Below are 13,608 nucleotides of genomic sequence, written 5' to 3' on the forward strand. Positions count from 1 at the left end.
GACACAACGTCTTTAACGACGTTTTGCACCCAAGAAATCCCTAGCGGTATTGATGAGGTATTCAAAGGCTTCGAGTTTAAAAATGCCTGCGATACCAAAATAGGTAATTGCCATTACGGCAACTTCGACAGAAATTTGAAGTCCAGGCGAGGCGACAAATGAACCGCAAAACAGCGCAAGTCCTCCTGCAATTGCTGAAATCACAAATGCAGGAGCGATATCGCGTAATTGCTCAGAATACGAATAACCGATAACTCGTTTGTTAGGATATGCGTTAACAAATGTAGAGATAACGCCAGTAATCATATACATGGCGACCATTAAGTAAACGTCATGTAAACCAAACGCCGCAAACAAAATGAAGCAAATGCCATATGCCTTTTTTATTAGTTCTAACTTTAGAAATAAATCTGAACGTCCCATCCCGTTTAGAGCTTGCAAGTTAGTGGAATGTATGGGAAGCAATGCATAGATAAAGCAATACATTTGCAAAAACGGTACACAAGGTAGCCACTTTTCTCCTAAGAGGATGCCCACAATTGGTTCGGCAGCCACAGCGAACAACGTCATGGCGGGCACGATGAGAAAAGTTGAGGTCTTGAGTGCACGTCGAACTAAGCGCCTAACCTGCTTTACATTCGTGCGGACACGAGCAACTGCCGATAGCATAACAGGTTGTATCGCGCCATCGAGAATGTTACCAACAGCCTGGGGGTACTTTTTACCTTGTGAAACAAGACCAAGACTGGACGCATTAAATTGTTTGCCGATGAGAAGATCAGATAGAGACTGATAGCCTTGATCCAGTAGACCTGAGACGAGCAGTTTCCAGCCGTAGCCGAAATGATTTCGTGCCTTCTCAACATTGAACAAAAAACTTGGAAACCATTTCACTTGAAGTCCCAGTACAAAGCAATTGGAAACTTGGTAAACAAGTTGCTGTAAAATAAGTGCCCATAAACCTGCGCCGAGCAAAGCGGCGCCGACGCCAAAAAAGCCCGAAATAATTACAGCAGTAATGGTGGCGTTAAATACTTTGCGCAGTTGCAGCCCGCGCTGGACAATGGCAACCTGTACCGAATTAAACGCAGTTACAAGCAGCAGAAAGCCCAGCGATCGCATGGGCCAGACAATTCCAGGAATATCATAGAAAGCAGCGATGACAGGGGCAAACGCGAATACAGCCGCAAACAGAATAAGGGAGACGCCAAAGCTCAACCAGAACACGGTAGACAAATCCGTTTCGTCAATTTCTTCCGCCTGAACAAGCGCGGTATTCAAGCCTGAAGTAACGATAACGTTTCCGATATTCACGAATACCAACATAATGGCGAGCGCACCAAACTCTTTTGGAGAGAGGATGCGTGCCATAACAATTTGTACAGTGAGCTCTACAATGGCACGCCCACCTTTTTCGAATAGTTTCCAAAAAAGAGAAGATACGGTCAGCTTTTTCAGTGAGGAATCGTACATTTTACGACAACTTCCCCTGAATTCGACGACACCATTTTCGCACGGTTAGATACAAACTCGGTGAAATACGGAAGAGTATATACTTGAATTTGCCGCTTAACCCCCGCTTGCTTGCCACAGCCAAGGCTTTCTTCGTCGGCAGTGCTGTCTTGTCGCCGCATATTAACATTGTGTCATAGATTTTCGCATTTATAGCTTCCTGAACTGCGTCGTGGAAGATGCCGTCAGAATCTCGATCGAAGCATTTATACAACACAATATAGGAGTTCAAAATATCGAGTAGTTTTTTGTTCGATTTTGCCCATGATCCCATCATTGATTGAGCGTTGTTAACCCTATATGCGCTGGTTACCCTATCAAGGAAGAAAGCACTGCCACTTAAGGAAAGATATATTTGGTGTGCTCTGTCACCTCGAAACGCATCTTCTGGGAGCTCAGGCTGATCAAGCCAAGCGTCTCTCCTTGAAAAAAATGACGCTGTAGGGATAAAGGCGAGTTCCAATAAGTCTTTGGTGCCAAGAATCCGTTTGGCTAAAATCCCGGACTCAGATGGAAACACGGGAAGCATTTTTCCATAATTCTTCCCAGTTCGCGAATCCACCTTGATAGCGTTAGAAAAGCAATACGATAAAGAATCGTCTTTTTCTAGTTCGTTGTGCTGTAGCTCAAGCTTATCTGGTGAAACCCAGTAGTCATCACCCTCACATAGGGCAATATACTTGGCTTTACTATTTCTTAAATAGTCGAGATACCAGAAGAGAGATCCTTGCTGATACTGATTCTCGTCTTCATAAATACCTTTTATAATGTCTGGATAACGCGTTTCATATTCTCTGATAACGTCAGCCGTACCATCAGTAGAAGCATCATCGTGTACGAGAGCTAGAAAAGGGAAAGAAGCTTTCTGTGAAACAAAACCCTCTAGCGCATCTGCAAGAAATTTTTCCTGATTATAGGCTGAGCAAACGATCAGGACCTCGCAGTCAATACTCGATATATCACTGACTTGAAAACCTCTTCTCATTAAAACAGCACCTCACTAATAAATTAAGAAGTCCAAAAATTACCATGTATTTTTTAAAACGAACTTACAAGAAATTAATAATCAATCTTTTCGTTTTGACAAAAAGAAGGTAGTCACACGGATATACTCCACTTGGTTAAAGGCCATACAAACTACGCTAACAAGCGGTTGCAATTTACAATCCTCTATTTCGATTTCGTATGTTCTTGGTCAAAAGCGCTGTAAGGAAACACACCATTGCCGTAATAAATAAACATAAGATAAAAGCAACAGGCGAGCAGACGTACCAACGAAATGCAGCGAAAGCTACGCAATAGGTAACAAGCAATATGGAATAATCAGTCAAATAAAATATCGAAATAGGATGCGAATGGTATTTTGGAGCGCCTATATTCTTCAAAGGTTTAAATCGGCTTTAAGAATGAAAGGTAATAGCTCGTAGAGTAGTGGTATATGTCGTTCGTATTGAACACAGAAATATATGGATAATTAAGAACGCTTATTTCCTCGATATATTTAGATTGATCGATTGCAGCAGATATATTCTTTAAGTACATAACTAAACACATTGAGATGATACAGAGCAGTAGCACAGAGCCTTGCCTTGACTGGCCTTTTAAGAGTGCTGGCAATAATGCGCACTCAATTGCCAGCAAAGGCGCTGCAAGACGCGACGAAATTAGCTCGTTGCTCATAAATACGAGATAAATGCAAAACCCAATCGAATAACATTTGAATAAGAGCTTTGAAGATGTATCAACACTATTCCGTCCCGAATAAAGCATCACGGTTATGGAATAAATTGCCAGCCTATAAATCAAGGCCAAAAGATTGACACCGCTTGTCTCATATGAAATACCAATAAATGAAACAATGTATTGAAGTACAAAAGAAAGACCAACTCCGATACAAACCGAAGCTACTATTAAAGTAAAAATATGCTTGATTTGAATTTTTTGAACAACCAACAGTAGCAATAACACTAAAGCTCCGCTATGAATCGTCGAAAGCAGTAAATCGAGCAATATGAACTTGCCATGTTGCTCATTTTCAAGCATGGGAAGCATTAACCCAAGGAATACGGCTACCACCAATCCTTGTCTTAATGCAGAAAAGAAGTAAACAAAATATATTACAGGACATGCAAGCACTAAACTCAAAGCTCTATTTGGAGAATATCGTTTCAAGAATCTGCCCAGAAAGTACATTTCTATTACTGAAATCAATATGGACAAAGAAATGAAATCGAAGCCAAGGCAACGCCATAAATTGTTAATTATTTTCCATCCAAATTCTGAGTGAAATGCTTCTGTGTAATAGATGCTATTTAAGTTAATAGTGACAGGCGCAGACACAAAAATATAATTATACGCCAACCAATCAGTACCTTGCGCGTATCGAAGGGTTAGGAAAGAAGTTAAACAAAGAAACGAAAGTCCGTAAGAGATACGCTCCCATTTTGGATCAGATCCAAAGGCCGCGCATACTGCAGCGAGCAGAAATAGCCAAAGATATAAACTCATGGACACTCCCGTTATGTCAATCTAATATGATTGAAAATAGAAAGATTGGATTCAACGCTCTGGTTGGCCTCGATGACAATCGATTCCTTTTTCCGGATTGTTTCCCTACACCCGCCCGTGTCGTAGGTAACTACAGGCGTCCCGCACGCCTCGGCCTCAAGGTTCACGGTGGGGTAGTTGTCCTCAGTCGTGGGGTTGAAGAAGACGTCTGCCGCTGTATAGATCGTGGCGAGCTGCTCGCGCGAATCGGTACGGCGAATGCCGATGACACCTGCTGGGAGCCGCCTGATCTGCTTCTCAGAAAGTCCCACGAGCACGATCGCGTACTTCTCGTTATCTAGCTCGCCTGCTAGACGTATGAAGTCGCCGAGTCCCTTGCGCTCAGTCCAGGGGCTCGCGACTCCTAAGATCATGAAACGGTTGCCAATGCCATAGCGCTCGCGGAAGTCACTCGGCGTTGGCTTGAATACGCTCGTGTCAATAGTGTTGTGACGTACCTCGACGGGATAGTTCTTGAGGAAGCTCTCCCCCACCAGATCGGCGAGCCACTGCGACGGCGTTATCAGCTTCATACGCTCTGCCGGCACAAGGTTAAAGAAATGCTTCTTTGCATCAAAGTTCCACGCGCAAGAAGCCTTGGAGAATGTTTTGGGATAGGTATGTAGTTGCGAGCACGGCTCGCCGTACGCGCAATGAGACTGCCATTGCGCGTACTTTACATATGTAAAGTACGCGCAATGGCCCGTAAAGGCCCAACAATCATGCAGGGTCCATTCGATCTTGCACTCGTGCGCTGCAAGCCACTTAAAGAGCATCTCAACGTTTACATAGTACCCATGGATATTGTGCAGATGCACTACGTCGGGGTTGATCTCGTCTAAGCGAACAAGCAGGCGCCTTGTCGCTGCCTTGGAGTGGAAGCCTGCCTTGCCGTCGATTCGCGTCTGCAGCGCATCCAGACGCGAATCGATATCGGTCGAAAATCGACACTCGTGCTCGCCCTCGGCTGCACGGCCGCGGCCCCAGAAAACGAAGGAATCATTGCCCGCCGTTAGCAACTTACGGTGCTCCTTCATCATAATGCCGCCTGTAGAGCCATTTGGCACCGTGTTTATGTGGGCATAAACGGTCACTACAGACTCTTCCTCCACACCATCTTGTCCACGACGCCGGTGTAGCTCTGGATAATCTTGACCACCTTGGTGGACACGGTCTCGTCGGCGTAGTCGGGCACGGGCGCCTCGGGCAGCGACCCTTCCGCGTCGAGCTCGACGGCCGTATGGACGGCCTGCAACAGGCCCCTCTCGGAGATACCGGCCAGCGTGAAGCACGCCTTGTCCAGCGCCTCGGGGCGCTCGGTCGAGGTGCGGATGCACACCGCCGGGAAAGGCTTGCCGACGCTCGCGAAGAAGCTGGACTCCTCGGGCAGGGTGCCGGAGTCGGACACCACCGCGAAGGCGTTCATCTGCAGGCAGTTGTAGTCGTGGAAGCCCATGGGCTCGTGCATGTGCACGCGCGGGTCGAGCTGGAAGTCGGTGGCCTCCAGGCGCTTGTGGGAGCGCGGGTGGCAGGAGTACAGGATCGGCATGTCGTACCTCTCCGCCAGCGCGTTGATGGCGGTGAACAGGCTCGTGAAGTTGGCCTCGGTGTCGATGTTCTCCTCGCGGTGCGCCGAGAGGAGCATGTAGCGCTTGGGCTTCAGGCCGAGCTCGGAGAGGATATTCGAGGCCTCGATCTTGTCCAGGTTCGCGCGCAGGACCTCCGCCATGGGCGAGCCCGTGACGTAGGTGCGCTCCGGGGCGCAGCCGGTGTCCCGGAGGTAACGGCGGGCGTGCTCGGAGTAGGCCAGGTTGACGTCGGAGATCACGTCGACGATGCGGCGGTTGGTCTCCTCGGGCAGGCACTCGTCCTTGCAGCGGTTGCCCGCCTCCATGTGGAAGATGGGGATGTGCAGGCGCTTGGCCGCGATGGCGGACAGGCAGCTGTTGGTGTCGCCCAGGATTAGGAGGGCGTCGGGCTCGACCTGGACCATGAGCTTGTAGCTCGCGGCGATGATGTTGCCGACGGTCTCACCCAGGTCGGCGCCCACGGCGTCCAGGTAGACGTCAGGGTCGTCCAGCGATAGGTCGCGGAAGAAGATGCCGTTGAGCGTGTAGTCGTAGTTCTGCCCGGTGTGCGCCAGCAGGCAGTCGAAGTGGCGGCGGCACTTCTTGATGACCTCGGACAGGCGAATGACCTCGGGGCGGGTTCCCACGATGATGAGTAGCTTCAGGCTGCCGTCGTCCTTGAATGCGATATCGGAATAGTCTCTGCCCATGCGGCTAGACCTCCTCGTAGTAGGTGTCGGGGTTCTCGGGGTCGAAGGGCTCGTTGGCCCACATGACCGTCACGAGGTCCTCGATGTCGGACAGGTTGGTGATGGAGTGCGTGTAGCCGGGGATCATCTCAACGGCGCGCATGTCTGAACCGGAGACGATGTACTCGTCGACCGGGAACGGGTTGCCCTCGGCGTCCTCCCCCACCTTCCTCAATTTGATGGACGCGGTGCCGGAGACCACCAGGAACCTCTCCCACTTGCTCATGTGCCAGTGGTTGCCCTTGGTGATCCCGGGCTTGCTCACGTTGACCGAGACCTGCCCGCGCTCCGGCGTGCGCAGGAACTCGGTGAACGAGCCGCGGCCGTCGACGTTGGGCTTGAGGCCGTAGGCGAAGTTACCCGGCTCGTAGTAGGACAGGAACGTGCTCCAGAGCTTCTTGGAGAAGGACTCCTCGGATAGGTCGGGAACCGAGAGCGTCTCGCGGCTGTCGCGGAAGCAGCCCAGCAGGTAGACGATCTCGCCCAGGGTCTTCACATCGGTCTCCGGGACGTAGCAGAACCCGTCCCCATCGACGCGCTCCAGCCCCTCGTAGCCGCAGCGGTGCTCCTGCCCCAGCAGGGCGCCCAGCATCTCTTCGACGAGGTCGTCGATATAGAGGAGTTCCAGCTCCACGCTGGGGTCATTGACGGTGTAGGGGCGGCCGTTAGCGATGGCGTCGCAGAATGTGGCCACGGCGGAGTTGTAGCGCGGGCGGCACCACTTGCCGTAGAGGTTCGGGAAGCGGTAGATGAGCACCGGCGCGCCGGTGCGCTCACCATACTTCCGGAACAGGCCCTCACCCGCCAGCTTGGACTCGCCGTAGACCGAACCCTCGAAGCGGCCAGACAGGCTCGCCTGCGCGGAGCTGGAGAGCATGACGGGGCACGTGTTGCCGTGGCGCTCGAGCGCCTCGAGCAGCGTGGAGGCGAACCCGAAGTTGCCCTCCATGAACTCCGCCTGGTCCTCGGGGCGGTTGACGCCGGCCAGGTTGAAGACGAAGTCGGCGCGGGAGCAGTAGCCGTCCAGCTCCCCGGGCGTCGAGTCGACGTCGTACTCCATGACCTCGAGCGGGAGCAGCCCCTGATACTTCTCGCGGCGGTCCTTGCCGTCGCGGATGTTTTTCAGCGCGCAGCAGAGGTTCCTGCCGACGAAGCCCCTGGCGCCGGTGACGAGGACGCGCACCCTACTGCACCGCCTCGTGCTCGCGGCCCTCGAGCGCCAGCTGCACGTACTCGGCGGTCTTGATCTTGGCGATGGTGCCCTCCACGTCGAGCCTCTCGGTGTTGTGGGAGGTGTAGGACTCGTCGGCCTGGGTCTCCACCTCGCCGTCCACGACGAACTTGTCGTAGTTGAGGTCGCGCGAGTCGCATGCCACGCGGTAGTAGCCGCCCATGTCCTCGGCCCTCAGGCGCTCCTCGCGGGTCATGAGGGTCTCGAAGAGCTTCTCGCCGTGGCGGGTGCCGATGACCTGGGTCCCCACGCGGCCGAAGACCTCCTGCACGGCCTCGGCGAGGTCGCCGATGGTGGAGGCAGGCGCCTTCTGGATGAACAGGTCGCCGGGGTTGGCGTGCTCGAAGGCGAACTGCAACAGGTCCACGGCCTCGTCCAGGTTCATGAGGAAGCGGGTCATGTTGGGGTCGGTGACCGTGAGCGGCTCGCCCTTGCGGATGCGGTCGATGAACAGCGGGATGACCGAGCCGCGCGAGCACATGACGTTGCCGTAGCGGGTGCAGCAGATGGTGGTGCGGCCGGCGCCGTTGCGGGCGTTGGCGTAGATGATGGACTCCATCATGGCCTTGGACTTGCCCATGGCGTTGATGGGGTATGCGGCCTTGTCGGTGGACAGGCACACGACGCGGTCCACGCCCTCCTCGATTGCGGCGTGGAGCACGTTGTCCGTGCCGATGACGTTGGTGCGAACGGCCTCCATGGGGAAGAACTCGCAGGAGGGCACCTGCTTCAAGGCGGCGGCGTGGAAGATGTAGTCCACGCCGTGCATGGCGTCGCGCACCGACTGGGCGTTGCGCACGTCGCCGATGAAGAAACGTACCTTGGAGGCGAGCTCGGGCGACTTCTCCTGCAGGAGGTGGCGCATGTCGTCCTGCTTCTTCTCGTCGCGCGAGAAGATGCGGATCTCAGCCAGGTCGGTGTTCATGAAGTGCTTGAGCACGGTGTTGCCGAAAGAGCCGGTGCCACCTGTGATCATCAGGGTCTTGTCTTTAAAAGCGTTGGTGTTAACCATTATTATTCTCCCCAGCAAGTTCCTTAAGGATTGATTCCAATTTGTCGAAAAACATCTCTTTGGAGAAATGGGATTCGTAATAGGAGCGGGCGTTTTTGCCCATTAGTTCTTTGTCGTTGCGTTCAACAAATTCATCGCAGATACGTGCCAAACCTTTGGCATCCTCAATAGCGCAACAAAGGCCGCAATGCGCTTCGTCGAGTACACGCTTAGTTTCACCGGAGAGTGCAGCTAAGACAGGCTTACCAGCCGCAAGATATGTCGTAACTTTTCTGGGCAACGTATACGTGGCCATGGGGCTATCCTCAAACGTAACCAGCATGGCTGAGGAAGCTGCATAATACCGAGGCATTTTCTCTATGGGTTTACGCCCATGAAAGACAACATTCTTAGCCTTTAACGTCTCAGCGAGTCGTTTACAATCATCGAGTCTAGAACCCGACCCAACAACATGGAAAACAATTCGATCGTTGTTGCAAAGACTGGCAGCACGGACAATAGTTGCGACAGACTGAGCCTGTCCAACGTTTCCCGCAAACGTTAGATTTACCTTTGTCGGGTCATAGCCATCGCATCCGCCAGAAGCCCCTACCGTCCCAAAATTATCGTCTGCATATTGAGGAAGGTAGTCAGACGGTTCTCTATTCAAGGAAAGACTGCTTGAGAAATATTCGTCAAACAGCGGCGAAGTGACAGCGATCCTGTCAGCCCGACTATAAATCCGCCTACTTACAGAAGACATCCATTTATAAGGGAGAGACTCCTGGCTAAAGCCGCCCGCAGTTAAACTTATAGGCCAAAGATCAAAGCAATATAGAAGCATCTTCTTGTGATGCTTCTTGGCATAAACCAAACCGGGATCAACTTGCATAACAGGTGAAAACTGGTAACCAAGAACAACATCAAACTCATCTTTAATATCTCGTGCAAGCTTATCTGCGTTGTACCAAAAGGAAAGATAGTTTTTAACCCTGTTTGCGGCACCCGTTTTTCGAGGTGCTAAATTTGCACGCAGAATAGTTACGCCGTTACGCTTTTGAACCCGATTTTTGCCATTTCTATACTCATCGGGAATATCGGAATTTGGCATTCCCGTATTAGGCAGACCGGTTAATGCGGTCACCGAATGGCCACGCTTAACAAGCTCTTCGCATACGTCAGAGGTGTTAAAGGGCTCAGGCCAATAATGTTGGCAGACGACGAGAATATTCACTATCTCGCACCGTCTCCCGTGCTCACAACGCCAAGCGTCTTGAGCATAATCACAAGGTCCGTCTTGATATTTCTTGATTTAATGTACTGGAGGTCAAACATGACCTTTTCGCTGGGAAGCAAGTCATAGCCACCCGTTACCTGGGCAAGACCGGAAATGCCCGGACGGACCATAGTGTGGTAATGCCATCCGTGAATACGCTTCTCAAACGCATCGCAGAACGCAGGACGCTCGGGGCGCGGACCGATAAGACTCATATCGCCCTTAAAGACATTCCAAAACTGCGGAATCTCATCCAGACGCGTCTTGCGCATAAACTTGCCAAACGGTGTTACGCGCGGATCTTCGTCCTGTGCCCACTGGGCACCACGAGATTCAGCATCGGTATACATACTGCGGAACTTATAGATATTAAAGACCTTGCCATCTTTGCCAACGCGACGCTGCGCGTAAATGACGGGGCCTTCGGACTCGGACTTAATCTTGATGGCAATAACAGCCATCGGAATCGCGAGAATAACGAGCGCACAACCGCAAGAGACAACATCGAAAGAGCGCTTGATAAAGCGGTAGAAAAGTCCACCGTTTACGATGGGTTCTTCTAGTTCAATGATGTCGTCACCAGGCAGCAGTTTTTCCAGCACATCGGTCGGAATGCCGTTCTCGGATAGCTTCGGCTCATGTTTGCCAACGCTGTTAAGCTTTGCAGCCTCGCGCCTGTCCTCAAGCGTGACAGTAAGCGCTGCCGCATCCCCCATTTGATTGTTATGCACGTTCTCTTCCAACACTATCTCCCCGCCCCCGAGGATCCTCCCTGTCCCGTTAAACAGTCGCCTGCAGCTAGGCGATCGCTTTTTTAAGGTTTCGCATTACGCGCTGCTCGGCCGAAAGCACGGCAAGGCCAACGCGCGTAGTTACGCGTCGGCCGCACAGGTCAAGCTCCAAATAAGCAGTGCTCTTGCGTCTGTTAATGGTTTTGATAAGGCCTTCGTGGCCCAGTAGCGGGCCTGCCGTCACTACGACCTTGTCACCGTCTTTTAGGGCCTCGCTCATGGGCACTATGCGGTCTCCCCTATACGTAAAGCCGCCAATAAGCTGGACCTCTTCTTTTGCCAACGGCACAAACTGACCGTCCTGGGATAACACCCTGGCAAAGTCATCCATGCGCAGCAGATACTGTTGCACGGTACGGGGATCTGCCGTATCGCAGATAAGATAACCGGGAAAGAGCGGCTTGGTCGTATTGACCCATTCGCCGTGTACTTTGATCTCGGTTTGAAATTGGGGATAAAAGAGCTCCTGCATGGCACCAGCCGGCACCATACGCTCAATGCGCTCGCGCATTACGTCTTCGCGACCGTTAATGACCTGGATCACATACCACACGAGCACCACCCCCTTGCTGTCTTACGTGTGGCTCACGGGGTTTGTGTATGGCTTCGCCAGGGCGCTTGTGCGCGAAGGCGCTCCATATTCAAACCCTGAGCCCAGTTAGACAAGCACGTGGCTCTGCCCCACCGTGAACGGTATGTATAAGCGCAGTTGCTAGAGACGCGGACGTGTATCGCAAAATGACCGCGTCCCCAGCTGACTGCGTGCGACCCAGTCAAGTGGGAACAAAACTGGACCGCACGCAAACAGCTGAAGAACTGCTACGCTTTGGCATGCAAGCGAATAAATGCATCTTAGAATTAACTCAGTGCAAATACATAACGTTGCATGACATCTATATTGGAGCTCGTGGTGTTTCTGGCACCGCCGTTACGGCCGGATGCTGATTTACCCTGCGCTTTGTGATCTGCTGGAGCCTTGAGCACAGTTGAACTCATGTAACGTTAGTTATCCTAGCACAAGCTGGTAGAGAAACTGATTTGGGTTGCGTTGGACAACATATCGTTCATTTGACGTGCTTAAGGGGGTTGTTTTAGGATGTTGTTCACGTTGGCGCAGGTTATTGGGGTGCTGGCAATAATTGGGAGCGTTCCTGAAGCCCAAACGGAGCAGCGAGCTGCACTGGTAATTGCGTTTGGATAACAAACTATGTACAGACATGGGAAATAAATTGTGCAACTTTTTGTTGGCGTAGGTGGGGTTTGTGGCGCGTGGTGTTTTGGCATGAAAAAAGCCCTCGGAATTCCGAAGGCCTTTGCATTCACGATGGTGGAGACGAGGGGGATCGAACCCCTGACCTCTTGACTGCCAGTCAAGCGCTCTCCCAGCTGAGCTACGCCCCCGTGACGAGGAGATACTATAGGGGAAGTTGGCGCGACGTGCAAGGACTTTTTTGGGTCAGACTCTAAATGCCTATTGATATAGGTAAGCGATGGCGGTTCCGGTGTGGACTTGGATCGTGGCTGTTGACCTGACGACGTTGCTGATGCCCGTGTCGGCCAAAAAGCCCAGGGGGCTGTGGTCTAGCTCCCATTCTAGGCCGTGTTCGCTTACCTCGGTGCTGGGGGCTATGGCGATGATGGAGAACGTCTTGCCTTCGGCACCTTCGATGGTCCACGATTCGCCTGCGCGAAGGAAGCGGGCGACCACCTTATCCTCGGCGATCCAGATAGGGGCATCCTCGTAGCCTGCAAGCAGCCCCAGTACGGAAAGCGCCATGTCCGGACGGCCGCCAGTGGCGCAGGTCGCAACTACTTCGGCACCTGGCCAGCGGCGACGGACGGAATCGAGCGCCAGTGCCAGATCGGTATAGTCCTTGTACGGGTCGTGGCGCTCAACTTCAAAGTCCTCAGCGGCATCAACAAGAGCGCGACCGGCTTCGCTTACCGTATCGGCGTCCCCTACATATACGTCGCAGCCCAATCCCGCGCCCAGCAGCGCGTCGAGTCCGCGGTCCACGGCGACAACGTGATCGCACTCCCCTGCTAGCCGACGCAACAGATCCGCGCTCGCCACCACGGGCGAGCCGCAGACCACTAATACCTTGCAAGCCACAGCCCTCGCCTATCCCTCAAACGAAAGCACGCGGGCCAGATCCAGCTCCTCGTAGCTGTCGATAAAGATATCGCAGTTGGCGAGCACGTCGTCGCGCTTCATGCGGCCGTGCGGGTCATAGATGCCCACGCGCTTAAAGCCGGCAGAGCCAGAGCTCTTTAGGCCAAAGACGGCGTCCTCAAACACCCAAGCGCGCTCAAACTTGCGCCCATGGCGCTCCTCCAAGCGACGCAGCGCAAGTTCATACACATCCGGGAACTGTTTGGAGCGTCCCGCCTCGCCCGTCGTGGTAACAAACTCCATGTACGCGTCAAGCCCGGCACCAGCGAGTGCAGACTTTACCAGCTCGGCCGGCGTGGACGTAGCCACGCACATGGCGATACCGGCCTCCTGCGCCTGCTTCAAAAATGCCAGAAGCCCCTCGCGCGGCGGCACCTTGGAGTAGCCGTCGATCAGGATGTCGCTCAGTTCGCGATACAACTCTTCGCCATCTGTGCCAATGCCCCAAGTGTCGTGGTAGGCCTGGCACTCGTCCTCGAGCGACAAGTGCTCAAATTGGGCAAAATCGTCGACCGTCACGTCAACTCCGTGGCGGTGCAATAACTCGGGCTGGGCATAGGCCCAAACGGGGGTGCTATTCACCAGTGTGCCGTCGCAATCGAAAATAAAAGCGACATTATGGGCGGCGGTCTGGGACATAAACGTACCTTTCGATGTCAAATGGTAAACAACCTGCTAAAAACGTTTTACCAAGGTCGCGCGCGCAGACGTGGTGTAAGAGTGTCCTGAGGTCCGTCGCTGCAAGCCCCGATGTTACTCCTTCTTGAGGC

The 13,608-nt window shown here is 52.8% G+C and carries 12 protein-coding genes and 1 tRNA gene; all 13 read right to left on the reverse strand.

The window, feature by feature from the left end:
* Positions 1 to 12 precede the first annotated feature (12 nt).
* On the reverse strand, positions 13 to 1,473 hold the full coding sequence (locus I1M21_RS03245) for a lipopolysaccharide biosynthesis protein (protein ID WP_195192395.1): 1,461 nt from the start codon (positions 1,471 to 1,473) through the stop codon (positions 13 to 15).
* Between the two features lies 1 nt (position 1,474).
* Positions 1,475 to 2,497 carry a glycosyltransferase gene (locus tag I1M21_RS03250; RefSeq protein ID WP_195192396.1) on the reverse strand — a complete coding sequence of 341 codons (1,023 nt, stop codon included), beginning with the start codon at positions 2,495 to 2,497 and terminating at the stop codon, positions 1,475 to 1,477.
* Between the two features lie 404 nt (positions 2,498 to 2,901).
* Positions 2,902 to 4,020 (reverse strand): EpsG family protein, encoded by a 1,119-nt coding sequence (locus tag I1M21_RS03255; RefSeq protein WP_195192397.1) that lies wholly within the window; start codon positions 4,018 to 4,020, stop codon positions 2,902 to 2,904.
* Positions 4,021 to 4,031: 11 nt separating this feature from the next.
* On the reverse strand, positions 4,032 to 5,099 hold the full coding sequence (locus tag I1M21_RS03260) for a glycosyltransferase (RefSeq protein WP_195192398.1): 1,068 nt from the start codon (positions 5,097 to 5,099) through the stop codon (positions 4,032 to 4,034).
* 53 nt (positions 5,100 to 5,152) lie between these two features.
* On the reverse strand, positions 5,153 to 6,337 hold the full coding sequence (gene wecB, locus I1M21_RS03265) for a non-hydrolyzing UDP-N-acetylglucosamine 2-epimerase (RefSeq protein WP_195192399.1): 1,185 nt from the start codon (positions 6,335 to 6,337) through the stop codon (positions 5,153 to 5,155).
* Between the two features lie 4 nt (positions 6,338 to 6,341).
* Complete coding sequence (locus I1M21_RS03270; RefSeq protein ID WP_195192400.1) at positions 6,342 to 7,559, reverse strand: polysaccharide biosynthesis C-terminal domain-containing protein; 1,218 nt, start codon at positions 7,557 to 7,559, stop codon at positions 6,342 to 6,344.
* A gap of 1 nt (position 7,560) precedes the next feature.
* On the reverse strand, positions 7,561 to 8,619 hold the full coding sequence (locus tag I1M21_RS03275) for a polysaccharide biosynthesis protein (RefSeq protein WP_195192401.1): 1,059 nt from the start codon (positions 8,617 to 8,619) through the stop codon (positions 7,561 to 7,563).
* Complete coding sequence (locus I1M21_RS09955; RefSeq protein ID WP_195192402.1) at positions 8,612 to 9,832, reverse strand: glycosyltransferase family 4 protein; 1,221 nt, start codon at positions 9,830 to 9,832, stop codon at positions 8,612 to 8,614. Before I1M21_RS09955 ends, I1M21_RS03275 begins: the two co-directional genes overlap by 8 nt.
* Positions 9,832 to 10,605 carry a sugar transferase gene (locus I1M21_RS03285; RefSeq protein ID WP_195192403.1) on the reverse strand — a complete coding sequence of 258 codons (774 nt, stop codon included), beginning with the start codon at positions 10,603 to 10,605 and terminating at the stop codon, positions 9,832 to 9,834. The genes I1M21_RS09955 and I1M21_RS03285 overlap by 1 nt, the downstream gene beginning before the upstream one ends.
* Positions 10,606 to 10,672: 67 nt before the next feature.
* Positions 10,673 to 11,218, reverse strand: a complete 546-nt coding sequence (loaP, locus tag I1M21_RS03290; RefSeq protein WP_271762495.1) for an antiterminator LoaP — start codon at positions 11,216 to 11,218, stop codon at positions 10,673 to 10,675.
* A gap of 772 nt (positions 11,219 to 11,990) precedes the next feature.
* Positions 11,991 to 12,066: transfer RNA gene (locus I1M21_RS03295), tRNA-Ala, on the reverse strand.
* 70 nt (positions 12,067 to 12,136) lie between these two features.
* Positions 12,137 to 12,778, reverse strand: coding sequence for a thiamine diphosphokinase (locus tag I1M21_RS03300; RefSeq protein WP_195192405.1), 642 nt, complete (start codon positions 12,776 to 12,778; stop codon positions 12,137 to 12,139).
* 9 nt (positions 12,779 to 12,787) lie between these two features.
* Complete coding sequence (locus tag I1M21_RS03305; protein WP_195192406.1) at positions 12,788 to 13,477, reverse strand: HAD family hydrolase; 690 nt, start codon at positions 13,475 to 13,477, stop codon at positions 12,788 to 12,790.
* Between the last annotated feature and the right edge of the window lie 131 nt (positions 13,478 to 13,608).

It is taken from the genome of Collinsella aerofaciens (genome assembly GCF_015546965.1).
Taxonomy (GTDB): Bacteria; Actinomycetota; Coriobacteriia; order Coriobacteriales; family Coriobacteriaceae; genus Collinsella; species Collinsella aerofaciens_X.